This is a genomic window from Pseudomonas cerasi, assembly GCF_027983475.1.
GTDB classification, from domain to species: Bacteria; Pseudomonadota; Gammaproteobacteria; order Pseudomonadales; family Pseudomonadaceae; genus Aquipseudomonas; species Aquipseudomonas cerasi.
The window spans coordinates 147,517-171,451 of sequence record NZ_JAQJVM010000001.1 but is presented as its reverse complement, the minus strand read 5'-3'; the positions used below and the strand labels follow the sequence as shown (position 1 = coordinate 171,451).

The following is a 23,935-nucleotide window of genomic DNA, read 5'->3' as shown; positions in this document are numbered from 1 at the left end:
GATTACCAATAGACAGTTATTCGCCCTTGCTGTCCAGCGACTGGCACCCTTCCCGCCTCTCCAACCTTCATCGTGTAATAGAACTTGCGACGTGCAGACTGATTACCGAAAAACGTTGTGGACCCCGTTCGCTGACGTGATACGTTCAGGCATACGCTGACACCTTGGCACAAGTAGACCTCAAGCCCCTGAGGCCAGCCCAACACGCTCCAGTTCCAACTGACACTTTTGATCGTCGCTGTCACAGGCGCATGCCTGCTTACTGGCAGCTCAGCGGTGTGAACATAGCCTTTTGAATGAATAACCGGCAGAGCAACCGACGATTGATAGTTTCCAGCCAGTGCAAGGTTCGAAAAGACTAAAAGTGCCAAAGCAATTCCTGAAGCCGAACGAGCCCATTTCAATTTATTGTCGTTAAATTTCATTTCACTTCCCTAGTATATTGATAAGCAGGAACAACTAAAAATCCAGTCATTCCAAACCAACGTTAACGAACCACACGATTCGATAACCCGACATTACTAGGCAAACAGATAATATCAACACGTATCAGAACGGACTACACGCTTTTAGGAAACGATGTGAACACCTGTAGGAAGCCAATGAACTTTATCGTGAGTTTTATTGAAATCATTGTACAGCTTATGCGTTTACCTATTAACTATCCCGCGCAGCCTCACACCAACCTCCTCACCTTACCGACGCCCTATCACCAATCCATCACACAACCGCCACATAACCGAAATGTAACCCGCCGAAACTGCTCCCATGAGCCAAATTCTTAATGTCACCCTGATTACTGAAACCTTCACTCCCGAGATCAACGGCGTTGCCAATACCCTGGGGCGTCTTTGTGAAGGGTTGCGGTTGCGCGGGCACCGGGTCGAGTTGGTGCGGCCACGTCAGAACGACGAGATCGGCGCGGGCGCTGCAGAGGACCTGCTGCTCTGCCGGGGCTGGCCGATACCGGGCTATCCAGGGTTGCAATGGGGTCAGTCTTCTATGCACAAGCTGTTGCGCCGCTGGCAGCGGCGTCGACCGGATGTGCTGTACATCGCCACTGAAGGCCCGCTGGGTTTGTCGGCGCTACGGGCAGCTCGGCGCTTGGGAATAGCGGTGATCAGCGGCTTTCACACCAACTTTCCACAGTACACGCAGCAATACGGCATGGGGTTTATCACTCGGCTGCTGACCCACTACCTACGCTGGTTCCACAACCGCTCGCGCATGACGCTGGTGCCGAGCATCAGCCAGAAGGTGGAACTGGAGCGGCGCGGCTTTGAAAGGATCGAGTTGTTGTCTCGTGGTGTCGACAGCCAGATGTTCAACCCGTCCAGGCGTTCGCAGGCTCTGCGCGAAAGCTGGGGCCTGCAAGCAGGTGATATCGGCGTCATACACGTCGGCCGCCTGGCACCCGAGAAAAACCTGGGCTTGCTCAAAGCCAGCTTCGAAACCCTAAAGGACAGTTACCCGCAACGTAATATCAAACTGATTGTTGTCGGCGATGGACCGCAGCGCCAGCAGCTTGAGGAGCAGATCGCGGATGCGATCTTCTGCGGCACTCAGCGCGGTGAAGTGCTGGCCATGCACTATGCCTCGGCAGATATGTTTCTGTTCCCCAGCCTGACCGAAACGTTCGGCAACGTGGTCCTTGAAGCGCTGGCCTCAGGGCTGGGTGTGGTCGCTTACGACGAAGCCGCTGCCGGGCAGCATATTCGTCATGGCCACAATGGGGCCTTGGCCATGCCGGGTGACGAGGCGGCATTCATCGATGCGGCGCGCTGGTTGCTGGAAGACAGCGAAACATTGCGCCGGGTGCGCCTCAATGCTCGTCAACACGCCAGTCGCCAGGGCTGGACGGCGATAATCGATCAGTTCGAACGGCAATTGCGTGAGGCCTGCCCGGGCGAAAAACCTGTAAATGCCAAAGAGATCAGGCCGGTAGCCAGCAAGAAGATCAGACCAGTGTCATCAGTGCGTCTCGACTGAAAGGCAGGATGTCCTGCTCGCGGCCCTCGCGCACTTTCAATGCCCAATCCGGATCGACCAGCAGCGCACGTCCCACCGCCACCAGATCGAACTCGTCGTTGCCCAGCCGCTTCATTAGATTTTCCAGGCTGGCCGGCTGAGCGACCTTGTCGGTGTTGACCATGAACTGCAGGAACTCGCCGTCCAGTCCGACGCTGCCGACAGTAATGGTCGGTTTGCCGGTCAGCTTGCGCGTCCAGCCCGCCAGGTTCAGGTCGGAGCCTTCGAACTCAGGCTCCCAGAAACGCCGGGTAGAGCAATGAAAGATATCCACACCAGCGTCGGCCAGAGGCTGCAGAAACTCGCCCAGCGCCTCGGGCGTTTGTACCAGACGCGCGGCGTAATCCTGCTGCTTCCATTGTGAGAAACGGAAGATGATCGGGTAGTCCGGGCCCACTGCGGCGCGCACGGCCTTGATCAGTTCGAGGGCAAAACGTGAGCGGTTGGCGAGGCTGCCGCCGTACTCGTCGCTGCGCTGATTGCTGCCTTCCCAGAAGAACTGATCGACCAGGTAACCGTGAGCCCCATGAATTTCGACACCGTCCATGCCAATTGCCTTGGCATCGGCGGCAGCCTGGGCGAAGGCCGCCACGACTTCGTCGATGTCCTGCTTGCTCATGCCATGCACCAGCACCTGACCGTCCTTGACCTTCTCCATCGGCCCGTAGGCAGGCACGCTGCCATCCGGCTCGGTGCCAGGACGGCGAACTGCGCCGACGTGCCAGAGTTGCGGAACGATGCTGCCGCCCTCCGCATGTACTGCCTCGACCACCTTGCGCCAGCCGGCCAGTGGCGCGTCACCGAAAAATTGCGGGACATTCGGATAACCGTTGGATGCCTTGTGATCGACCGTCGTACCTTCGGTGATAATCAGCCCGACACCTGCCGCCGCGCGCCGCCGGTAGTACTCGACGACCTTCGAGTTGGGCACGTGCCCTGGCGAAAACGAACGGGTCATGGGGGCCATGACCACACGCGATGACAGCTCCAGGCTGCCCAGACGGAAAGGCGTGAACAAGGCTTCTGCCGACATGCGCAACTCCTGTGAAATGGTCGATTGTCATCAGGCGCGCAGAGTATCGCCGGGCGTCTGCGGTGGCCCAGTACTATTGATCTGGCTGATTTGAGTTCAGAAGCGACGAGCGCGCAAGAAAGCCGGGCGAATGCGAAATGCTACCCCGGCTATACGATCAGCCTTGCGCCAGGGCCTTTTCAATGGCCTGGATCACGGCAGGATCATCCGGAGTGGTACGCGGAGAAAAACGTGCGCTGACACCACCGTTCTTGCCGACCAGAAACTTTTCGAAGTTCCAGGTGATATCCCCGGGAAACTCGGCACCCTCGCCCGCCAGCAAACGGTAAAGCGAGTGACGATCAGGGCCGTTGACGTCGAGTTTTTCACCCAGCGTAAACGTCACGCCATAGTTGAGCTGGCAAAACTCGGCGATCTCTTGCTCGGTACCTGGTTCCTGCCCGGCAAACTGGTTGCACGGCAGACCCAGTATCTCCAGGCCTTGGTCCTTGTACTGCTGATAGAGGTTTTCAAGTGCCGCGTACTGCGGTGTCAGCCCGCATTTTGACGCGACGTTGACCACCAGAACCACTTTGTTCCTGAAATTCGCCAGCGGCAGTTCCTGGCCACCCAGCGCTTTCAATTTGATGTCGTGAAAAGCACTCATGAGAACCCCTTTTGAAACAAGTCGCCCCAGGCTACAACCCGAAAAAAGGCACCGTGACCGCACGCGTAACGAAAGTCGTCATCGCAGAACAGCCAGGGCGCCTTTTCAGTGCCTGAGCTTAGCAGCACAAATCAGTGTTGATGGCCGCCTTCACCATGAACATGGCCGTGCGCCATTTCTTCTTCACTGGCATCACGGATGGCCACAACCTTCACGTCGAAGTTCAGACGCTGACCCGCGAGCGGATGATTGCCGTCAACGGTGACATCGTCGCCTTCCAGATCACGGATAGTCACGATCTGCATGCCGCCATCCGGGCCGGAAGCGTGAAACTGCATGCCGACTTCGAGCTTGTCGACGCCTTCGAACATGCTGCTGCTCAGGGTGCTGACCAGTTCGGCCGAGTACTCACCGTAGGCGTCTTCGGGCTCGACGGCAACGTTCAGCTGGTCGCCTACTTCCTTGCCTTCCAGTGCCTTTTCCAGGCCCGGGATGATGTTGCCTGCACCGTGCAGGTAAACCAGCGGCGCACCACCGGTAGAACTGTCGATGACCTCACCAGCGTCGTTGGTCAGGGTATAGTCAATGGAGACAGCCTTATTGGCGGCGATCGGCATGGGGACAAGACCTTTTGCTTAAGATTGAAGAACGGGCAAGTTTAACCAAGCAATCGCCCGAAAGCGAACGCAACTCTGACGGACGGCCCGCTTTGAAAGGTTCAATCGTTATCGATCTGAGACAGGACGAGCACGGGCACTGGTTCGCGCTGCTGTCGTGCGGCCACACCCAGCACCTGCGTCATGATCCTCCGTGGCAGTCACGCCCTTGGGTACTCGACCCTGCACAGCGTCAACAGATGACCGGTAAAGCCTTTCGTTGCGGCTGGTGTGCGAACGCCGCAGATAACGATAGTCTTGCCGCAGAGAAATCGCGTTAGACGGTTTCCGGACTTTTTCGGTCGGCAGCGCTTCCCTATGTGCTGCGACCCCTTGCACTGCTCAATCGAGAAGCCAGTATGCAGACTTTTTTTATCGCCCCCACTGACTTTGGCGTGGGGTTGACCTCCATCAGCCTGGGACTGGTGCGCACGCTGGAGCGCGCCGGCTTGAAAGTAGGCTTTTTCAAACCGATCGCTCAGCCACACCCCGGCGATGTGGGCCCCGAGCGCTCGACCGAACTGATGGCTCGCACCCACGGCCTCAAGCCACCCAAGCCTCTGGGGCTGGCGCATGTCGAACGCATGCTCGGTGATGGTCAACTGGATGAACTGCTCGAAGAGATCATCAATCTTTATCAGCAGGCAGCGGTCGGCAAGGATGTGCTGGTGGTCGAAGGCATGGTCCCGACCCGCAGCGCGAGCTATGCCGCGCGGGTCAATCTGCATTTGGCCAAGAGCCTGGATGCCGAAGTCATTCTGGTCTCCGCCCCGGAAAATGAAGTGCTCGCCGATCTGTCGGGCAGGGTCGAATTGCAGGCCCAGCTGTTTGGCGGCCCCAAGGACCCCAAGGTGCTGGGGGTGATACTCAACAAGGTGCGTACCGAAGAGAGCATGGAAGTCTTCGCCTCGCGCCTGAAAGAGCACTCGCCGTTGCTGCGCAGTGGCGACTTTCGCCTGCTGGGCTGCATTCCGTATCGCGCCGAACTCAACGCACCGCGTACCCGCGATGTGGCCGAGCTGCTCGGCGCGCAGGTGCTGAACGCAGGCGACTACGATCAGCGCCGCATGACCAGAATCATCATTTGTGCCCGTACCGTGCTCAACACGGTTCCGTTGCTCAAGCCGGGTGTGCTGGTGGTGACGCCGGGTGACCGCGACGACATCATCCTGGCGGTGAGCCTTGCAGCCATAAATGGCGTACCGCTGGCCGGCCTCCTGTTGACCAGCGATACCGTGCCCGACCCACGCATCATGGAGCTGTGTCGCGGCGCGCTGCAGGCGGGGCTGCCGGTGCTGTCGGTCAGCAGCGGCTCGTATGACACGGCCAATCGCCTGAATCAGTTGAACAAGGAAATCCCCATCGATGACCGCGAGCGCGCGGAAAACATCACCGATTTCGTTGCCAGTCATCTGGACGCCAACTGGCTGCACCAGCGCTGCGGCACGCCCCGCGAGCTGCGCCTGTCGCCCGCGGTGTTTCGCTATCAGTTGATCCAGCGCGCGCAGGCGGCCAACAAGCGCATCGTACTGCCTGAAGGCAACGAGCCGCTGACCATCCAGGCCGCCGCCATCTGCCAGGCGCGCGGTATCGCGCGTTGCGTGTTGCTGGCCAGACCCGAGGAAGTGCACGCCGTTGCGCAGGCGCACGGCATCGAGCTGCCGCAGGGGCTGGAAATTCTTGATCCGGACCTGATTCGCGAACGCTATGTTGCGCCGATGGTGGAACTGCGCAAAAGCAAAAGCCTGAATGCCCCCATGGCCGAGCAACAGCTCGAAGACCCGGTGGTGATCGGTACGGTGATGCTGGCGCTGGACGAGGTAGACGGGCTGGTGTCCGGCGTCATTCACTCCACCGCCAACACCATCCGCCCGGCCCTGCAACTGATCAAGACCGCGCCAGGCTGCACGCTGGTGTCTTCAGTGTTCTTCATGCTCTTTCCCGAGCAGGTGCTGATGTACGGCGACTGCATCATGAACCCCCATCCGAGCGCCAGCGAGCTGTCCGAGATTGCCTTGCAGAGCGCCGATTCGGCCACTGCGTTCGGCATCTCGCCGCGCGTGGCGATGATCAGTTATTCCAGCGGCAACTCGGCCAGCGGCGAAGAGGTCGAGAAGGTCCGCGAAGCGACGCAACTGGCACGCGAAACCCGCCGCGATCTATTGATCGACGGGCCGCTGCAGTATGATGCGGCCGCCAACGAACAGGTCGCCCGACAGCTGGCTCCGGACAGCGCGGTCGCAGGACGCGCCAACGTGTTCGTGTTCCCGGACCTGAACACCGGCAATACCACGTACAAGGCGGTGCAACGCAGTGCCGACTGTGTGAGCCTTGGCCCGATGCTGCAAGGCCTGCGCAAACCGGTAAACGATCTGCCGCGCGGCGCGCAGGTCGACGACATTGTCTACACCATCGCGCTGACAGCCATACAGGCCGACACGCTGTCCTGATACCTGACACGAGTGCCGCAGAGCAGTCTGCGGCTTCCGATAACTTGCGGAGCCATCTCCTTCATGGATTTCCTGCCTGCCCCGTTACGCGGCGTCATTGCCTCGCTGTTGCTGGCGCTGAACACCATCGTCTGCTGCACGGTGCTGTTCGCGGTCACGATCCTCAAGATCTGCCTGCCCTTCTCTGCGGCACAGCGTTTCACCGACTGGTTGATGAGCCATATCCATGAAACCTGGATCGGCAACAACAATGCCTGGATCAAACTGCTGTGCCACACCCGCTGGCACCTGAGCGGTCTGGAAGGGCTGGATTACAAGCACTCGTATCTGGTCACCAGCAATCACCAGAGCTGGGTCGACATCATGGTCTTGCAGTACGTGCTCAACCGGCGTATTCGCCCATTGAAGTTTTTCCTCAAGCAGGAGCTGATCTGGGTTCCGGTGATCGGTCTGGCGTGGTGGGCGCTGGGCTTTCCATTCATGAAGCGCTACTCCAAGGCGTACCTTGCCAAACACCCGGAAAAGAAAGGCAAGGACCTGGAAACCACCCGCCGCACCTGCGCGAAGTTTCGCCATAACCCGGTGGGGATTTTCAACTTCGCCGAAGGCACGCGCTTCACGGCCGGCAAACACGCGCAACAGAACTCGCCGTTCCGCCACCTGCTCAAGCCCAAGGCCGGCGGCATTGCTTTCGTGCTGGATGCGATGGGCGAACAGCTGGAATCGATCATCAACGTGACCATCCATTACCCTGGCGGACAACCCGGCTACTGGGACCTGCTGTGCGGTAACGTGAGGGAAGTGGTTGCGCACTTCGAAGAGATCAAAATCCCGCAGCAGTTTCTCGGCAAAAATTACGACCAGGACGACGAATACCGCCTGGAATTCCAGCAGTGGATCAACACGCTCTGGGAACAGAAAGACCGGCTGCTGGACAGCCTGCATGAGCAGTATCCGGCGCAGCATGGATAGTGACTCGTGGGAGCGAGCTTGCTCGCGAAGAGGCCATCACCTTCGCGAGCAGGTTAGCTCCCACTTCTTTGCCCCGCCGTCAACCAGCCTGCGAGCGGAGCGGCATTGATCAGTACTGCTGACCCGGAATCGGCTTGAGGTTTACCTCGACACGGCGGTTCTGGGCGCGACCGTTGACGTCGGCGTTGCTGGCAATCGGTTGGTCAGGCCCTGCACCGCGCACTGACAGGTGCGATTGATCGACGCCTTGCGAAGTCAGGTAAGTCGCGACGCTCTGGGCACGCTGTTGCGACAGGTCCATGTTGTGCTGGCGGCTGCCGGTGCTGTCGGTGTACCCGACGATTTCAATGTTGTTCTGGTTGAACTGCTTGAGCGAACTGGCCAGGTTGTTGAGCGGCGAATAGAAGCTGCTGGCAATGGCCGAAGAGTCCGTCGCGAAGGTGATGTTACCCGGCATGATCAGTTTGATCTGGTCACCCTGACGCTGTACCTCGACACCAGTATTGGCCATGCTCTCGCGCAACGCAGCTTCCTGCTTGTCTGCGTAATAGCCGTAACCCGCCGATGCGGCACCCGCCACTGCAGCGCCGATCAGGGCACCCTTGCCGCGATGATTGTGATCGATGGCCGCGCCAGCGACCGCACCCGCCAATGCGCCGAGCCCGCCGTACTTGGCCGTTTTGCTCATACCACCGGAGCTTTGCGCCTGGCCTTGATTGTCATAGGGATTGGATGTTGCACAGCCGGAAAGCATGGCTACGGCGGTGGCAACAATGATCAAACGACGCGAGGTAAACATTCAGGAGCTCCTGGTTTTGACGAACGCTGGTAACCGGATTAGAGCATAACCGCTATCAAAAATTCCTTAACCCGTGCTGAACCGCCCGTCTTGCGGGCTTCTGCGCGCATCGCTCAGCGACGCTCCTCGCGAATGTAAGGTTCACCCAGCGCACCGGGCTGGCTGCTCGATTGCCGCTTGCCGCTCGCCACCCAGACCATGACCAACAGGGTGACCGCGTAGGGCGTCATCAGGACGAAATACTGAGGCAGGCGCACGCCGGTTGCCGCCAATTGCGGAATCAGTGCCTCGATCCCGCCGAACAGCAAGGCGCCAGCCAGCGCACGCCAGGGCGACCAGCGTGCAAATATCACCAGCGAAACCGCAATCCAGCCGCGCCCGCCAGTCATGTCGGCGATCCACATCTTGGTGCTGAGCACGGCAATGAAACCGCCGGCCAGCCCCATCAACGCAGAACCAACGACAATCGCTGCCAAGCGGTAACCAAGTACGGAAATACCTGCGGCATCGGCGGCCTGCGGGTTCTCGCCGACCGCGCGCAGACGCAGCCCGGTGCGCGTACGATCGAGCAGCCAGACCACCGCGATGAAAATCACCACGGTCAGGTACACCAACGGGTTCTGCACAAAGACCCGGCCCACCACAGGCAGCTCGGACAACGGCCACAGCTCGACCGCCTGCAAGCCGCTGACCGGGCGGTTGGTCCAGCCCAGCAGCGTGCCCAGCAACCCGGTCAAGCCCTGACAAAAGAACACCAGCGCCAGCCCGGCGATCACCTGATTGATCCGCAGCACCAGCACCATCAGCGCGAACAGCAACGACACCAGACCTGCCGCCGCCATCGACGCCAGCAGCGAAAGGCCAGGCGAGCCGAGGCTCAACTGCATGCCGATGCCCGCCAGTGCGCCGACCAGCATCAGCCCTTCGACGCCCAGCGCCAGTACGCCGCTGCGCTCGATGAGGATCAGGCCCAGCGCTGCCAGGGCGAACGGCACGGCAAAATCCGGTGCGCTGCCCAGCCAGTGGGAAATAAGCTCCATCAACGTTCTCCTGCCTGAATGCGCCGCAGGCGATGGCGGATGAAAAAGTCCGAGGACGCGACGCAGATCACCAGAATCGCCTGGATCAGTTGCACCATCGAAAACGGAATCTGATAGAACACCTGCAGATTGCGTCCGGCGACGAACAGCATGGCGATCAGCAGCGCGACCACGGTTGCGGCCACTGGATTGTTGCGGGCCAGAAAAGCGATGAGAATCCCGGAAAACCCGTAGCCCTGATAGAACGACTGGGTAAGGCGCCCCTCCTGCCCCGAGGTCACGACAAAACCTGCGAGCCCCGCCAACGCGCCCGACAGCAGCACGGTGCCGATGATCATCTTGCGCACCGGGACGCCCACGGCCCCGGCTACCTTAGGGTTGGCATCGACGAAGCGCAGGTACAACCCCGCTCGCGAAACACCAACGAACCACAGGGTCAGACCGGTGACCAGCAGCGCCAGAGGGATCGCCGCGTTATACCCGGCGAACAGGTCGGGCAGCCGCTCGAAGCTCTGGAACGCGGGGGAATAGGGAAAGTTGTCTCGCGGGTCCTTCCAGCTGCCGTACACCAGGTGCAGGAGGAAATTGGCGGCGATGTAATTGAGCATCAGCGTCGAGATGATCTCGTTGACCTGCCACTTGAGCTTCAGCAGCACCGGGCCCAGGCTCCACAGCAATCCGCAGATAACGGCTGCCGCCATCATCAGCGGCAAACGCAAGGCCTCCGGCCCCACCTGAAACAGCGAGATCCCCGTAGCGCCAATCGCCCCCCAGATCATCTGGCCTTCCAGCCCCAGGTTCCAGAAACGTGCTCGAAACGCCATGCACCCGGCGAGCCCGACCATGATCATCGGCGATGCCTGAAACAGCACTGCCTTGAAGTTTTGCCCATCGAACACCGTCTGCACGACGAATTCGTTGAGCAACTCGTCAGCAGGCACGCCAGCAAGAATCAGAATGGTGGTGCAGATCGCCAGCCCGATCAGCAACGCCAGGGCAATAATCAGCGCCTGCAATAGCCAGCCGGTCTGCTGACGAAGTTCCAGGGTGTAGCGCCGCGCCAGCAACGGTTGCCGTGCGGATTTCATCGGATGTACTGATTCAGTCATGGCTCACCATCGCTTTGCCGATGGCTTGCCGGTCGGCAGGGTGCGCGAACTCGGCGACGATGCGCCCGCCGTTCATCACGCCGACACGGTCAGCCAGGGCCAATACTTCGTCCAGATCCTCGCTGATCACAAGCACCGCAGCGCCCGCGTCCCGAGCCGCTCGCAATCGGGCATGCACCGCCTGTGTGGCACGCACATCCAGGCCCCGGCTCGGGCTGTGCACCAGCACCAATTGCGGGTCACGGCTGAATTCGCGGGCGATCACCAGTTTCTGGGCGTTGCCTCCCGACAACAACGCAGCTTTCTGATCGAGAGAGCGCACGCCCTGTACGTCGAAGTCCGCCACGGCGCGCTGCGCATCCTGTTTCAGACGCTTGTAGCCCAGGCGCCAGAAAGAGCCGTATTGCCCGCTGTGGAGGTTGCCGATGGCAAAGTTCTCGGCCACCGACAGCGACCCGGCCAGCGCCGCGCCGTAGCGGTCGGCCGGGATCGAGGCAATGCGCAACTGCCGACGCTGATCGGCCGACGCGCCGCGCAGATCGCCAAACCCGGCCACGTGAATTTCACCCTCAGTGGCTTGCGGCAGCCCCATCAGGGCGTTGGCCAGTTCAGCCTGACCATTGCCGCCCACGCCTGCGATGCCGTAAATCTGCCCGGCGTGCAGGCTCAGGTTGACACCGTTGAGCGTACTGCTGCCGACGCTGCGCAAGTCCTTGACCTGCAAACGCACCTCGCCGGGTGTCGACGGTTGATGTTCGGCAACCGGCACCGATTCACCTACCGTGAGCTGCACCAGTTGCTCGACACTCACCTTCTGCGGGTCAAGGGTTTGCACGGTGCGCCCGCCACGCATCACGGTTACCCGGTCGGCATAGCGTTTGACGTCAGCCATCTTGTGCGTGACCAGAACCACCGCCGCGCCTTGTCGGGCGAATGCCTGAACGGTCAGCAGCAGACGCTCGGCCTCCTGATCGGTCAGCACTGCTGTCGGTTCATCGAGGATCAGAATCCGCGCACCGGCCAGCAGCACCTTGAGGATCTCGACACGCTGCTGCTCGGCGACTGACAGGCTGTCGACGGTACGCGCCGGATCAATCGCAAAACCCAGCGCCTCGGCCTTGCCGACAATCTCCTGTTCCAGCGCACGCAGACGCTTGCGATAGCTGCCTTCGCCAGGTTGCTCGGGCAGCGCCAGGAGAATGTTCTGCGCCACCGTGAACGGTTTCACCAGCTTGAAGTGCTGGTGAACCATGCCGATCCGGTAGCGGCTGGCGTCCCTCGGTCCCTGAAGCTGAACCGGGTTGTCGTCCAGCAGCAGGGTGCCGGTTTCCGGTGCGTACAGCCCGGCGGCGATGTTCATCAGTGAGGACTTGCCTGCACCGTTTTCGCCCAGCAGCGCATGCACTTCCCCCCAACAGGCGGTGAAGTCGGCATCGATCAGCGCCTTGAAGCCATCGAACGATTTGCTGATGCCGGTGAGTTGCAGCGCATTGACCTGACTCATTGCTGAGTCTTCACGCCTTCGACGAACCAGTCCATTTTCCACAGGTCCGGGTCAGACAATTGCTGACCGGCCGCCACTCGCTCCTTACCGTCACGATCGGCCAGCGGACCGCTGTAGATGATTTTCCTGCCCGCCAGCAGCTCGGCGCGCTCGGCCTCGATCTTCTTGCGGTCTGCATCGGAAATGATCGTGTCCGCAGTCAGCTTAATATCGGTACCGCCCTGTTGCATCGACAGCAGCGCGCCGTTGGCGGGCGGCGTCCAGTTGCCGGCAATGATTTTCTTCAGCTCCGGCCCGAGGAAGCGATCCCAGACCCACAGCGAAGAGCAGACCGTCGCCTTGGGAGCGAACTCGCTCAGGTCACGATGGTGGCCGGTGCCATGAATGCCCCGCTCCTGTGCGACGATCTGCGGTGTCGGGCTGTCGACGTGCTGACCGACCACATCGGCACCGTTGTCGATCAGCGCCATGGTGGCCGCGCGCTCCTTGACCGGATCGTTCCATGCACCGGTATAGACCACGTTGACGGTGGCCTTCGGATTGATTTGCCGGGCGCCCAGTTCATAGGCATTGATGGTCCAGTTGACCTGGCCGAACGGGTTAGCGGCGACGAAGCCCAGCTTGCCGGTCTTCGAGGCCGCACCAGCGGCCATGCCGCACAGGTACTGGCTCTCGTAGGTACGCCCATAAAACGATTCGAGGTTGGGCGCATTGGTGGTGCCCGAGCCATTCAGGAACGCGACTTTCGGGTATTTTTTGGCCAGTGCAAGAAAGGTGTCGGAGTAGCCGAACGCAGTGCCGACGATGATGTTGGCACCGCGTGCGATGAGGCGGTCGACCACCGGCGTAATGGCCGCGGCGTTCTCGGGCACGCTCTCGACGTACTGGATCTTGGTGTCCAGATCCTTTTCAAGCTTCACACGTGCTTCGTCGAAGGCCTGAGTCCAGCCGCCATCATTGCGCGGGCTGATATACACCATGGCGATTTTCGGCTTCCCTTCGAGGGTCAATCCTTCAGCCTGAGCGAGGCCGACCGCTCCCAACGCTACGGCCGCACATAATGTCCCGGGCAACAGTTTCTTGTACATAGACGTTTTCCTGAGGGTAATGGCCGATGAGGACCGCACACGCAGGCATTAGCAGCATCCATGCCAGTACAGGAAAAACGCTACGGAACAACGACCTGACGCCATCGAGACGAATAAAACAGATCAAATGGTCTGAATCAGAGCACTTGGTTTGTGCAGGACGTCCGCGCACTGCGCAGGCGGGGTGCGCGGGTCAGGGCCGGCGCCCCCTGTTCACACCTTGCGCGGCAGGATCCCGTCCAGAACCATGCTGCGCAGGCTCGCCAGCACTTCTTCGAAAAACGCCGGATCATCCAGCGTCTTGCCGGTCACGGCCTCGACCTGAGTGCGGAAGTCGGCGTAATGCTGAGTGGTCGCCCACAGAGTGAAAATCAGGTGATGCGGGTTGATGGGGGCCAACTGGCCGCTGTCGATCCAGTGCTGAATCACCGCCACCTTGGCCTGCACCGTGTCACGCAACGGGTGCTGCAACTCGCCCTGAATCAGCGGTGCGCCCTGCATCACTTCCATGCAGAACAGCCGTGATTCGGCCGGATGATCGCGGGACATCTCCAGCTTGGCCTTGATGTAGGCGCTGATCGCCTGCACCGGCTCCTTGTCGGCGGTGAAGTGCACCAGCGGGCTCAGCCATACCTCGAGCAACTGGCGCAGCACGTTCAGGTACAGGTCGTCCTTGCTGCTGAAGTAATACAGCAGGTTGGTCTTGGAGACGTCCGCCAGGCTCGCGACCTGATCCAGGCTGCTGCCGTGCACGCCATAGCGGGAAAATATCTCCAGCGCCGCATCGAGAATCAGCGTGCGCTTGCCTTCCATCAGGCGCATGCGCCGCTTCAGGGATGTCGCACTGGGTTCGCGGGTCGTCTTGACCACGGTCTCCGGCTTGACCTTGCGTACGCGCTTGTTCACCGGGTCCACCAGGGGAGGTTTCTTGTTCACGCACATCCATCCAGTGATGCCGAAATGAGCGGGCATCTTAACGGGCGCAGCTGTTTTGTCGATACGGATTGCCTGCGCCGTCAGCCCTGCCCCATCTGCGTGCGCCCTGCACAAACCAAGTGCTCTGATTCGGACCAAATGGTCTGAAATAAACCATGAAAACTTTCAAGCCTTTGAATAAAAACAACAAAATTTTATGGCCCGCTTAATGCAGAAGGTGATCAAGAGACGATTGAAAGGCGATTCAAGTGCCGCCAGTCGCGCCTTGGCACGCATCGACCCACGCAGAGAGGCCTCATATGGACATTGGTATCTTCATCCCCATCGGCAATAACGGCTGGCTGATTTCCAGCAATGCTCCGCAGTACATGCCGACCTTCGAGCTGAACAAACAGATCGTGCAGAAGGCCGAGGGCTACGGCTTCGACTTCGCGCTGTCGATGATCAAATTGCGTGGCTTCGGCGGCAAGACGCAGTTCTGGGAACACAACCTGGAGTCGTTCACGCTGATGGCCGGCCTGGCCGCAGTGACCAGCCGGATCCAGCTGTTCGCCACGGTTGCCACCCTGACCATCCCGCCCGCCATTGCCGCGCGCATGGCCTCGACCATCGATTCGATCTCCAATGGCCGCTTCGGGATCAACCTCGTCACCGGCTGGCAGAAGCCGGAATACGAGCAAATGGGCCTGTGGCCGGGCGACGAGTTCTTCCACACCCGCTATGAATACCTGGCCGAATACGCTCAGGTTCTGCGCGACCTGTGGGCCACCGGCAGCAGCGACTTCAAGGGCGAACATTTCAGCATGCAGGACTGCCGCGTCAGCCCTCGCCCACAGGCCGACATGAAGCTGATCTGCGCCGGTCAAAGTGAAGCGGGCATGGCGTTCTCGGCGCAATACGCTGACTACAACTTCTGCTTCGGCAAAGGCGTCAACACCCCCACGGCCTTTGCGCCAACCGCACAGAAACTGATCGAAGCCAATGAAAAGACCGGCCGCAACGTCACTTCCTGTGTGCTGTTCATGATCATCGCCGACGATACCGACGAAGCTGCACGGGCTCGCTGGGAGCACATCAAGGACGGTGCCGATGAAGAAGCGATCGCCTGGCTGAGCGAGAAAGGTTCGGCGGATAAAAGTGCCGGTTCCAATCTGCGGCAGATGGCCGACCCGACCTCAGCGGTCAACATCAACATGGGCACGCTGGTGGGGTCGTGGGCCACAGTGGCAAGAATGCTCGACGAAGTCGCCAGTGTGCCGGGGACCCAAGGCGTGATGCTGACGTTCGATGATTTCGTCAAAGGGGTCGAAGACTTCGGCGAGAAAATCCAGCCGCTGATGACCAGTCGCAAGCACATTGCGCAACTCAAGGAGGTGGTCTGATGACGACCTCGACAACCGTCGCAGGCGTTGACCTGCCGGACGTGCAGCCCGCCCGCGAGCTACCCGCACGTCCCGAACCGCTGCGCATGAAACCCGGCGAAACCGCGCTGGTGGTAGTTGACATGCAGAACGCCTACGCATCGCTCGGCGGGTATCTGGACCTGGCCGGGTTCGATGTCAGCAGCACCGGGCCGGTCATCGCCAATATCAACAAGGCCTGTGCCGCCGCACGTGCGGCAGGCATTCCGGTGATCTTTTTCCAGAATGGCTGGGACCCGGCCTATGTCGAGGCCGGTGGCCCCGGCTCACCTAACTGGCACAAGTCCAACGCCCTGAAAACCATGCGCAAGCGCCCTGAACTCGAAGGGCAACTGCTGGCCAAGGGTGGTTGGGACTACCAGTTGGTCGACGAGCTAACGCCACAGCCTGGCGACATCGTGGTGCCGAAAATCCGCTACAGCGGCTTCTTCAATTCCAGCTTCGACAGCGTGCTGCGCAGCCGCGGCATTCGCAATCTGGTGTTTACCGGCATCGCCACCAATGTCTGCGTCGAGTCGACCCTGCGCGACGGTTTTCATCTGGAGTATTTCGGCGTGGTGCTGGCTGACGCGACCCATCAGGCAGGCCCCGAATTCGCTCAGCAAGCCGCGCTGTTCAACATCGAAACCTTCTTTGGCTGGGTTTCCAGCGTCGATGACTTCTGCACCACTTTCAGCCCTGTCGGGCAACCTTCGTGAGGACATCAGTATGACCAAAAAAGCGATCATCCCTGCCGGCACCAGCAAACCCATCGCGCCGTTCGTTCCGGGCTCCATGGCCGACGGCGTGCTCTATGTCTCGGGCACGCTGCCGTTCGACAAGGACAACAACGTGGTACACGTCGGCGACGCCACCGCGCAGACCCGTCACGTGCTGGAAGCCATCAAAACCGTGGTCGAGACCGCGGGCGGGACGATGGACGATGTCACGTTCAACATGATCATGATTCGTGACTGGGCCGACTACGCCAAAGTCAACGAAGTGTATGCCGAGTATTTCGCGGGCGAGAAACCGGCCCGTTACTGCATCCAGTGCGGCCTGGTCAAACCCGAGGCGTTGATCGAAATCGCCAGCATCGCCCACATCGGCTGAATCGCGACTGTGGGCAGTTGACGCCCACCCGGAGAAAACCCATGTTCCATGAGTTTCATGCCTGCCAGCATGCCGATGCACCGACCCTGGTGCTCAGCTCCGGGCTGGGCGGGTCCGGTCGCTACTGGGCGGATGACCTGGCACTGCTGACCCGCGATTACCGCGTGCTCGTCTACGACCATGCCGGAACCGGACGCAGCCCTGCGGTGCTGCCGGCGGATTATTCGATCCGGCACATGGCTATCGAGTTGCTGGCCCTGCTCGATTCACTCGGTATCCAGCGTTGCCATTTCATGGGCCATGCGCTGGGCGGCCTGGTGGGTCTGGAACTGGCCCTGCTGCGTCCGGAACTGTTGCAAAGTCTGGTACTGATCAATGCCTGGAGCAGCCCGAACCCGCACAGCGCGCGCTGCTTTTCAGTGCGCAAGAAACTGCTGTTGAACAGCGGACCTGAGGCCTACGTACAGGCTCAGGCGCTGTTCCTCTACCCGGCGGACTGGATCGCCGCCAACGGCCTGCGGCTGGCCGATGACGAAGCCCACGCGCTGGCGCATTTTCCCGACACCGACAACCTGCTGCGGCGTATCCATGCCCTTGAAACCTTCGACGTGGAGGCCAATCTTGCACGCATCCACACCCCGACCCTGTTGATTGCCAACCGCGACGACATGCTGGTGCCCTGGCAGCAATCCCGGCACCTGGCCAACGCGCTGCCGAATGCAACGCTGGCGCTGCTGGACTATGGCGGCCATGCCTCGAACATTACCGATCCACAGCCCTTCCAACGCGCCTTGTTCGATTTTCTCGGCACACAACCCTGAAAGGACTCATTTCATGACTACTTCCTCTGCAGCTCCCACCATTCTGCCTATCGCTGCTGTCAGCCAGCTGGCGTTTCGCGAGGCGATGTCCAGCCTGGCCGCCGCCGTCAACGTCATCACCACCGATGGCCCTGGCGGACGTGCCGGCTTTACCGCGACCGCCGTGTGCAGCGTGACGGATCAACCGCCGACGCTGCTGGTCTGCATCAACCGCAGTGCGTCGGTGTATGACGCCTTCATGGAAAACGGCACGTTGTGCGTCAATACGCTGGGCAACGGTCAGCAGGACTTGTCCAACCTGTTCGGCGGCAAGAGCTCACAGCAGGAACGCTTTGCCTGCGACCAGTGGGAACCCGGAGTGACCGGCGCGCCGATCCTGGACAGTGCGAAACTGGCGCTCGACTGCAAGGTGAGCCAGTCGATCAGCGTCGGCACGCATGACATCCTGTTCTGCGAAGTCGTGGATATCAGGCATCAGAGCGGCGCAGACGCATTGGTGTACTTCGGCCGTCGCTATCATCACCTGCCGAGCGAAACGCCAGTGTCATGAAGGCTTTGCCGGCTGACTGGCGGACTTTCAGAATGGACCCACCGGAATGCACCAAATAGGCATGATTTTTTGCGACACCTCCGTATACTGGCATTGTGAGATCAGGATGATCCTTGCAGTCAATGAGGTGAAGTCATGTCGGTCCATAGCGCCTGCATCCTGCTGATACCCGCCAGCAGCCCATCGTATGCTCGTCGCGCTTACCCGCCGCCAGGCATGCCTATGCGCGCAGGTGGCTGAGCATGCTGAAGAAAATACCTGTGGCTGAGCTTGCCCTGGGCATGCACATCCACAAAATCTGCCGCCGCTGGACCAATGATTCATTCTGGATAGGCCTGGTCGAAGTCATGCTCGATGACATTGAAGTGCTCAGGCGCATCCAGCAATCGGGCACCCAGGAAGTCTGGATCGAAACCGGCAAAAGCCGTGTACTGGCACCCGAGCCCTCGGCCGCCTGGACAGCGCCATCGGCCAGCGACGATACGACTCCGACCAGTCTCGAAAAGGAAGTTCTACGCGCCAGGGTGATCTGTGGACGGGCCAGAGATGCGGTCATGTCCATGTTTACCGAAGCGCGCATGGGCCGGGCCATGGATGTCGGCAATGTGCAATTGCTGGTGGAAGAAATCTCCAACTCGATCCTGCGCCATCCGCACGCGCTGATCAGCCTGTCACGCCTGAAGACATCCGACGAATACACCTACATGCACTCGGTGGCGGTCTGCGCGTTGATGGTTGCGCTGGCCAAACGCATGGGCATGCCTGACGATCAGGTCCGTGAGGCCGGTGTGGCCGGGCTGATGCACGATGTCGGCAAAATGATGATCGCCCCGGCGGTGCTCAACAAACCGGGCCGCCTGACCCGCGACGAATTCGAGATCATGAAGGCCCACCCCGAGCTGGGTGTGAAGATCCTCATGGAGACGCAGCCCGTGGCAGCGTCGGTGATTGACGTCTGCCTGCATCACCACGAAAAGGTCGACGGGTCGGGCTACCCGCATGGCCTGAAAGGCGACCAGATCAGCATCTTCGCGCGCATGGGCGCGGTCTGCGATGTGTATGACGCGATTACTTCCGACCGCCCTTACAAAAAGGGCTGGGGCGTTGCCCATTCGATTCGCGAAATGGCCTCGTGGAAAGGGCATTTTGACGATGTGGTGTTTCAAAGCTTCGTCAAGACCGTGGGTATTTACCCGATCGGCACACTGGTACGCCTGGAGAGCGGGCGCCTCGGCGTGGTGGTCGAACAAGGTCAGGCATCGCTGCTGAAACCGAAAGTGAAGGTGTTCATGTCAGCTCGCACCGGCAAGACGTTCGCCGCGCAAGTCATCGACCTGACTTGCCCTTCCGACCCGGACGGGATCGTCAGAATCGAAAAACCCACCGACTGGGGGCTGGAAGAAGTCGATACGCTGTGGGCGGGCAGCCCGGCCTGAGCGGCCCGGTGAACGCCACCGCTGTCAACCCAGCAAGCCCAGCGTCTTGGCCCTCGCCACCGCTTGAGTACGACGCTCGACCCCCAGTTTGCTGTTGATATGACTGGCGTGGGTCTTGACGGTGTGCAGAGAGATGAACAGCTGCTCGCTGATCTCCTGATTGGAACAGCCCTGTGCAATCAGTTGCAGCACTCCCAGTTCACGCACGCTGAGGCAATCGCCGCCATGTGCCGGCTCGTGCAACGGCGTGCAACAGACCGGGAGTTTTTCCAGCAGCGCAGCTCGAACCCGACAGGGTGGCAGTTGCAGCAGTTGCTCATGCAGCCACTGGGGGTGCTCGGCAATCAGCGCCTTGAACGGTATCAGTGCGCCGCCGGACGCTGCGGGCAGGCTGCGCAGCAACAATTCCCGCGCCTCATCGCGTCGCGCCTGGCTCAGCAGCAGGCCGATCTGCTGGGTCATGGCGATCAGTCCCAGCAGTTTCGCCCCCACCTCCTGAGCGCGCAGCTCAAGCGCCCGCAAGCGCTGCTCGCAGGCAACGCCGTCACCCTGTAGTCGTTCGAGTACGGCACGCTGCAACTCGATGTGTTGCGGCAATTGTGGATGGCATTCAGGGGCCGCAGCGCCGAGACCGCCGTTGTAGGTTTGCGTCAGGCGCAGCAGCCACGCTTCGGCAAGGTCCATGCGCCCCTGCAACAGCCACAGCTCGCATTTGACCAGGGTAATCATCGCCAGGTAGTAGATCGGCGGCACGTCCCAGATGTGCATCAGACGTTCGGCCTCGGCAAGTTCGGCGAAGGCTTCGGCAAAGCGGCCGGCGCAGCCTTCCATGGTGGCGATCACGCAATGACCGATCAGCACGCTGATGTCGCGGCAGGCGCGCGCCTCGGCCAGCCCGGCCAGCAATAACGCCCGCCCCTCGTCCACCTGCAGACGCAGGGTCAGCAAGTAGCCTTCATACAGCGTCAGACGCGCGCGGACCGCGTACAGCCGAACGGTGGACAAGCCCTTGAGGCGTTGCTGCCCCTGCCGTACTTCCTCGAGCGCGCGCAGAATCTCGCCCCGTGCCTGCAGGACTCGGGCGCGGTCGTAATGCGCCAGCGCCTCGAACAACGGATTGGCGACCCGCTGAGCCAGCTCCAGCGCATCACGATTCAACACACGGGCGCGCCACAGATCACCGTTGGCAACCGCGAGGTTGGCCAGTGTCGACAGGCACACCAGCCGCTGCCCATAACGTTTTTCCGGCAGGCTCAGCAGGGCTTCGGTGCAATAGCGCTGAGTCTTTTCGCTGTCTCCACGGCCACGGGCGATGATGCCGCTGAGCGCCAGCCACTGGGCGAGCATGGATTTCTGAGCCGTGGCCGAGGGCGCCGGCAGAAACCGGCTCAGTTGATTGGCCAGTTCTTCGGCGGCATCCAGCTGGCAGGCCAGCCCCAGCGCCCAGGCGTAGAGCACGATCAGGCGTGGCGTGCTGGTCAGCAGGTCATCCGGCAAATCCATCTTCCAGCGCAGCAGCATGCCGACGTTCTGTTCGGCCAGCAGTTGCTCTTCCGAGAGGTTCTGCACCAGATTGGCCGCCACATCCAGATGCCCGGCGCGTAACGCCTGCTCGACCGCTTCGTCCAGTTGGCCCTGAGCGCTGAACCAGCGGCAGGCATTGAGGTGCAGACGGGTCGGTGGTGCACCGGCCGCCTGACGCGCGCGCAACAGATCGGAAAACAGATGGTGATAGCGAAACCAATGGCCCTGCTCGTCCAGCGGCACCAGAAAAACCTGATGCGCCTGCAGATAACCCAGCATCTCAACACTGTCATGGCTATCCCGCGCGGCGTCGCACAGCTCGGCGCAAAAGCGCTCCAGGCAGGCGGTGTCGTAGAGAAACGCCTGAACATCGGCAGGCAGGCAGTCGATCACCTCTTCAAGCAGGTACTCGCGAATCAGCACCTCACTGCCACGCAGCGCCTGGGGCAAGGCGCTTTCGTCGCCGGCTTCGGATGCCGCCAGCAGCCAGAAGCGTAGCCCGGCGACCCAGCCTTCGCTGCGCTGAATCAGGCTTTGCAACGCCTCGCTGTCGAGCGACCCGCAGTGCCGCTCCAGCACTGCCATGGATTCGGCGTGCGTGAGGCGCAGGTCCTGTTCGTTGATTTCCAGCAACTGCCGCGTCAGACGCAAGCGTGCCAGATGCCAGTCCGGGCGCTGTCGGCTGGTCACCATCACCACCAGCCCGGCCGGCAGATGATTGAGAAGGAACTGCAGGCAGCGATCGAGTACCGGTCCCTGGGCCAGATGATAGTCATCGAGCACCAGCAGCAGCGGCTTGCTCAGTATCAGGTGCATGGCCAATTCGTCGAGCAGGCCGTCGAGCCACTCCTCGAAGGCAAACGGCTGGTGGCGCTGGCGCATCTTCAGCAGGCTCATCGCCTGCACGCCCAGTTGCGGGAAGAACTGTTGAAGGCTGGCCAGCAAACGCTCGAGAAAACGGCCCGGGTCGCTGTCCCGCGCGCTCAGACCCAGCCATACGTTTTGCCAGTTGTCCGGCAACCCCTGACAGAACTCGACAGCCAGCGAGCTCTTGCCGAACCCGGCCGGGGCGCAGATCAGCAGCAGTCGGCCGCCAAGCCCTGCATCGAGACGCTGACACAGGCGCGCACGGGGAACATAACCCTCAGGCAGAGGTGGACGGAAAAATCGCCCTTCCAACGCAGGAATCGCGCCGTCTGCAAACCCTTGCATTCGGGACAGATCAGTCATGGCCGGCTCGTGTAGGAATCGTTGTTTCGGCATCGCGGTGTTCGGAGACTAGCGGGTAAATCGCTACTTTTGAAAGGCCATCACCGAAAAGACTGTAACAAAATTCCTACAGCTTATAAGGCCGCTTTCCACAACTGAAAAAGCCCCGATCAAGGGGCTTTTCAGGCGTACAAGGCAGGCGCTGCGCTACAGCGTGTATCGATCAGGTATCAACGAACCCCTTCCTGACGCAGCGCGTTGGGGGTGAAGTCGCTGGTGCCGGCCGTGAAGCCGAACTCGTAGGCTTTCTTCTCTTCGTTCTTCATGCCCAGCGCCACGTAGCGACCCGATTGCAGGTCGTACAGTGTTTCTACCGCGTACCACGGCACTTGCTTGTCGTAGTAGTTTTCCGAGTGTGCCTCGGCCACGCGCCACAACTGACCACGCCCGTCGTAATGGTCGATGACGGCAGCCTGCCAGGTGTCTTCATCGATGAAGAAGTCACGCTTGGCATAGATATGACGCTGCCCTTCCTTGAGGGTAGCGGTCACGTGCCAGACGCGGCGTAGTTCGTAGCGGGTCAGGTCCTGGTTGATATGGCCGGCCTTGATGATGTCGGCGTACTTGAGCGTCGGATCGTCCAGCTTGTGGCTGTTGGCGGCGATGTACATTTCCTGCTTGCCGATCAGTTTCCAGTCATAGCGATCCGGCGCGCCGTTGTACATGTCGAGGTTGTCGGAGGTGCGCAGCCCGTCGGACGCGGTGCCCGGCCCGTCATACGACACCTGCGGCGCACGCCGGACGCGGCGTTGACCGGCGTTGTACAGCCAGGCCGAACGCGGCTCCTTCACCTGATCGAGGGTTTCATGCACCAGCAGCACGCCACCGGCCAGACGCGCCGGGGCGGTGACTTCCTGCTTGAAGTAGAACAGCACGTTGCCCGGATTTTTCGGGTCGAAATCCCTCATCTTGTCGCGAAACACGAACTGATCGGAGAAATACACCAGGCTGTAGGAGCCGTTGGGCTGTGGCGTGGCCTGTGTGACCAGACGCTTGACGCTGCCGCCCCGGTAGCGGGTGATGTGGTTCCAGATGACCTCGACACCGCTGGCCGGGATCGGGAACGGGATGGCCGTGTCGAAGTTTTCCAGACCACTGCCGCCGCCGACCAGCTTGGTGGTGGTGGCATTCTTTTTGATCGCGGCGAACACGTCATCCGGCACGGTGGCACCGCGATGGGTCGGGTAGACCGGAATCCGGTAGCTGTCCGGGTAACGCTTGAACATCGCGTACTGGCCCGGCGCCAGCTTGTCCTTGTACTGCTCGACATTGGCCGCAGTGATGATGAACAGCGGTTTTTCACTGGCATACGGGTTGGCAAGGAAACCCTTGCTGTCCACCGCCCCGGCGTTTTTCGGCATCGGGCTCCAGGCCGGGATGGTGTTGGCCGCATTACCGGCCTTTTCCGCGCCCATCGGCGTCAGCGAGGTGCCCAGCTTTGCCGCTTCGGACTCGGACACCGCCGCCATCACACCGGTCGCCAGCAGCGACATCCCCAGAACCCCGGCTTGCAACAGACTTTTTGTTATTTTCATGTTCATCGTCATCCTGAAAACCATGT

22 protein-coding genes are annotated in these 23,935 nt (G+C 60.7%); 10 read left to right on the top strand and 12 right to left on the bottom strand.

What is annotated here, in order from left to right:
- Positions 1-2: 2 nt before the first annotated feature.
- A complete protein-coding gene (locus PI739_RS00780; RefSeq protein WP_230081966.1) occupies positions 3-425 on the bottom strand; it encodes a flagellar protein FlhE in 423 nt (140 codons plus the stop codon).
- A gap of 343 nt (positions 426-768) precedes the next feature.
- Between PI739_RS00780 and PI739_RS00775 the strand changes: the two genes are divergently transcribed.
- Positions 769-1,989, top strand: coding sequence for a glycosyltransferase family 4 protein (locus PI739_RS00775; RefSeq protein ID WP_003433672.1), 1,221 nt, complete (start codon positions 769-771; stop codon positions 1,987-1,989).
- On the opposite strand, the gene PI739_RS00770 is transcribed toward PI739_RS00775, so the two are convergent.
- From PI739_RS00770 to PI739_RS00760, 3 genes are all read right to left on the bottom strand, one after another.
- Complete coding sequence (locus PI739_RS00770; protein ID WP_003365491.1) at positions 1,958-3,061, bottom strand: NADH:flavin oxidoreductase; 1,104 nt, start codon at positions 3,059-3,061, stop codon at positions 1,958-1,960. The genes PI739_RS00775 and PI739_RS00770 overlap by 32 nt on opposite strands.
- 157 nt (positions 3,062-3,218) lie before the next feature.
- Positions 3,219-3,707, bottom strand: a complete 489-nt coding sequence (locus PI739_RS00765) for a glutathione peroxidase (protein WP_003365493.1) — start codon at positions 3,705-3,707, stop codon at positions 3,219-3,221.
- Positions 3,708-3,838: 131 nt separating this feature from the next.
- Positions 3,839-4,324 carry an FKBP-type peptidyl-prolyl cis-trans isomerase gene (locus PI739_RS00760; RefSeq protein WP_003365497.1) on the bottom strand — a complete coding sequence of 162 codons (486 nt, stop codon included), beginning with the start codon at positions 4,322-4,324 and terminating at the stop codon, positions 3,839-3,841.
- A 14-nt stretch (positions 4,325-4,338) separates the two neighbouring features.
- On the opposite strand from PI739_RS00760, the gene PI739_RS00755 reads away from it, so the two are divergent.
- The 3 genes from PI739_RS00755 (at position 4,339) to PI739_RS00745 (ending at position 7,785) form a co-directional block, all read left to right on the top strand.
- A complete protein-coding gene (locus PI739_RS00755; RefSeq protein WP_003365499.1) occupies positions 4,339-4,644 on the top strand; it encodes a DUF3565 domain-containing protein in 306 nt (101 codons plus the stop codon).
- A gap of 78 nt (positions 4,645-4,722) precedes the next feature.
- Positions 4,723-6,813, top strand: coding sequence for a phosphate acetyltransferase (pta, locus tag PI739_RS00750; RefSeq protein WP_054080660.1), 2,091 nt, complete (start codon positions 4,723-4,725; stop codon positions 6,811-6,813).
- Between the two features lie 63 nt (positions 6,814-6,876).
- Positions 6,877-7,785, top strand: coding sequence for a 1-acylglycerol-3-phosphate O-acyltransferase, YihG family (locus PI739_RS00745; RefSeq protein WP_054080659.1), 909 nt, complete (start codon positions 6,877-6,879; stop codon positions 7,783-7,785).
- A gap of 109 nt (positions 7,786-7,894) precedes the next feature.
- On the opposite strand, the gene PI739_RS00740 is transcribed toward PI739_RS00745, so the two are convergent.
- From PI739_RS00740 to rutR, 6 genes are all read right to left on the bottom strand, one after another.
- Positions 7,895-8,584: a YiaD family glycine zipper/OmpA-like lipoprotein gene (locus PI739_RS00740; RefSeq protein ID WP_003433676.1), complete on the bottom strand. Its 690-nt coding sequence runs from the start codon at positions 8,582-8,584 to the stop codon at positions 7,895-7,897.
- Between the two features lie 113 nt (positions 8,585-8,697).
- Positions 8,698-9,624, bottom strand: coding sequence for an ABC transporter permease (locus PI739_RS00735; RefSeq protein WP_054080658.1), 927 nt, complete (start codon positions 9,622-9,624; stop codon positions 8,698-8,700).
- Positions 9,624-10,733, bottom strand: a complete 1,110-nt coding sequence (locus tag PI739_RS00730; RefSeq protein WP_054080657.1) for an ABC transporter permease — start codon at positions 10,731-10,733, stop codon at positions 9,624-9,626. The genes PI739_RS00735 and PI739_RS00730 overlap by 1 nt, the downstream gene beginning before the upstream one ends.
- Positions 10,726-12,237, bottom strand: coding sequence for an ABC transporter ATP-binding protein (locus tag PI739_RS00725; protein ID WP_054080656.1), 1,512 nt, complete (start codon positions 12,235-12,237; stop codon positions 10,726-10,728). Before PI739_RS00725 ends, PI739_RS00730 begins: the two co-directional genes overlap by 8 nt.
- Positions 12,234-13,325, bottom strand: coding sequence for a BMP family ABC transporter substrate-binding protein (locus tag PI739_RS00720; RefSeq protein ID WP_003365515.1), 1,092 nt, complete (start codon positions 13,323-13,325; stop codon positions 12,234-12,236). Before PI739_RS00720 ends, PI739_RS00725 begins: the two co-directional genes overlap by 4 nt.
- A gap of 213 nt (positions 13,326-13,538) precedes the next feature.
- Positions 13,539-14,267 carry a pyrimidine utilization regulatory protein R gene (gene rutR / locus PI739_RS00715; protein WP_054080655.1) on the bottom strand — a complete coding sequence of 243 codons (729 nt, stop codon included), beginning with the start codon at positions 14,265-14,267 and terminating at the stop codon, positions 13,539-13,541.
- Between the two features lie 293 nt (positions 14,268-14,560).
- Here rutR and rutA point away from each other — a divergent pair, with 293 nt between their 5' ends.
- From rutA to PI739_RS00685, 6 genes are all read left to right on the top strand, one after another.
- Positions 14,561-15,643, top strand: a complete 1,083-nt coding sequence (gene rutA, locus PI739_RS00710) for a pyrimidine utilization protein A (RefSeq protein ID WP_003433682.1) — start codon at positions 14,561-14,563, stop codon at positions 15,641-15,643.
- Positions 15,643-16,380: a pyrimidine utilization protein B gene (rutB, locus tag PI739_RS00705; RefSeq protein ID WP_054080654.1), complete on the top strand. Its 738-nt coding sequence runs from the start codon at positions 15,643-15,645 to the stop codon at positions 16,378-16,380. Before rutA ends, rutB begins: the two co-directional genes overlap by 1 nt.
- 10 nt (positions 16,381-16,390) lie before the next feature.
- On the top strand, positions 16,391-16,774 hold the full coding sequence (gene rutC / locus PI739_RS00700; protein ID WP_003365523.1) for a pyrimidine utilization protein C: 384 nt from the start codon (positions 16,391-16,393) through the stop codon (positions 16,772-16,774).
- A gap of 41 nt (positions 16,775-16,815) precedes the next feature.
- Positions 16,816-17,595, top strand: a complete 780-nt coding sequence (gene rutD, locus PI739_RS00695) for a pyrimidine utilization protein D (RefSeq protein ID WP_054080653.1) — start codon at positions 16,816-16,818, stop codon at positions 17,593-17,595.
- A gap of 13 nt (positions 17,596-17,608) precedes the next feature.
- Positions 17,609-18,145: an NADH-dependent FMN reductase RutF gene (gene rutF, locus PI739_RS00690; RefSeq protein WP_054080652.1), complete on the top strand. Its 537-nt coding sequence runs from the start codon at positions 17,609-17,611 to the stop codon at positions 18,143-18,145.
- Between the two features lie 242 nt (positions 18,146-18,387).
- Positions 18,388-19,581, top strand: a complete 1,194-nt coding sequence (locus tag PI739_RS00685; protein ID WP_054080651.1) for an HD-GYP domain-containing protein — start codon at positions 18,388-18,390, stop codon at positions 19,579-19,581.
- 24 nt (positions 19,582-19,605) lie between these two features.
- Here the strand turns inward: PI739_RS00685 and PI739_RS00680 are convergent, their stop codons facing one another.
- The gene (locus PI739_RS00680) at positions 19,606-22,335 is read right to left on the bottom strand and encodes a winged helix-turn-helix domain-containing protein (RefSeq protein WP_054080650.1); all 2,730 of its coding nucleotides are present in this window, start codon (positions 22,333-22,335) and stop codon (positions 19,606-19,608) included.
- A gap of 209 nt (positions 22,336-22,544) precedes the next feature.
- Positions 22,545-23,909: a DUF1329 domain-containing protein gene (locus PI739_RS00675; RefSeq protein ID WP_248697096.1), complete on the bottom strand. Its 1,365-nt coding sequence runs from the start codon at positions 23,907-23,909 to the stop codon at positions 22,545-22,547.
- Between the last annotated feature and the right edge of the window lie 26 nt (positions 23,910-23,935).